Annotated in this window: 1 protein-coding gene; it reads left to right on the plus strand. The window is 64.1% G+C overall.

The genetic code is table 11. The annotated features are described in order from the left end of the window. On the plus strand, positions 1-568 hold a 568-nt coding region (locus tag U5771_RS35295), incomplete at both ends, for a hypothetical protein (protein WP_322028197.1).

The raw sequence follows: 568 nt of genomic DNA on the forward strand, positions 1-568 counted from the left end.
TGACGTCGAGGTCGACAGCGAAGCGACCGAGCTGTCGGTCGAGCTGAGGCCGGTCGACAGCGAGTTGATACCGGTCGAAGTCGACGTGGACAGCGAGCTGATCGAACTGTTGGCCGACGACAGACCGGTCGACGTGGAAGTCGAGAGCGACGAAATCGAGCTGGTTGCCGACGACAGACCGGTCGACGTCGAAGTCGAGAGCGAGGCCACCGAGCTATCGGTCGAGCTCAGGCCCGTGGACAACGAGTTGATGCCGGTCGAGGTCGAGGTGGACAGCGAGCTGATCGAGCTGTTAGCCGACGAGAGGCCGGTCGACGTGGAGGTCGAGAGCGACGAAATCGAGCTGGTTGTCGAGGACAGGCCAGTCGACGTCGAGGTCGACAGCGAGGCGACCGAGCTGTCGGTCGAGCTGAGGCCGGTCGACAGCGAGTTGATGCCGGTCGAGGTCGAGGTGGACAACGAGCTGATCGAGCTGTTAGCCGACGACAGGCCGGTCGACGTGGAAGTCGACAGCGAGGCGACCGAGCTGTCGGTCGAGCTGAGGCCGGTGGACAACGAGCTGATGCCG

The sequence above is a fragment of the Burkholderia sp. BCC1977 genome, assembly GCF_905339595.1.
Classification (GTDB): Bacteria; Pseudomonadota; Gammaproteobacteria; order Burkholderiales; family Burkholderiaceae; genus Burkholderia.